Raw genomic sequence first — 277 nt, 5'->3', positions numbered from 1 at the left:
ATCGAGTGTTATCCGACCCATGCGCTATTGCAGTTTCCTCAGTTTTATCGTGACGCCGGACGAGTCGATATTCATAGCGAGCTAAATCACTATTTCAATCACCATTTATACCGTCCGTTTAATCGCACACGTGCGCTATCGACTGGGACTTATGCAGTCATTCGCCGCCGTGCGCTATTAGATTTAGGCGGCTGGTCAGGCGCATCAATTACCGAAGATGCGCAGATGGGTGTGCTGATGCATAGTCGCGGCTTGCGCAGTCAGTTTGTCCCTGAGG

Annotated in this window: 1 protein-coding gene; it reads left to right on the top strand. The window is 50.9% G+C overall.

The genetic code is table 11. The annotated features are described in order from the left end of the window. The coding region (locus AAEZ05_RS28475) for a glycosyltransferase family 2 protein (protein ID WP_350649931.1) at window positions 1–277 on the top strand (277 nt) is incomplete at both ends.

It is taken from the genome of Pseudomonas sp. HY13-MNA-CIBAN-0226 (assembly GCF_040310305.1).
In the GTDB taxonomy this organism is placed as follows: domain Bacteria; phylum Pseudomonadota; class Gammaproteobacteria; order Pseudomonadales; family Pseudomonadaceae; genus Aquipseudomonas; species Aquipseudomonas gregormendelii.
Note: the sequence above shows the minus strand (reverse complement) of the source record. Positions and strands in the feature narration are given on the sequence as shown.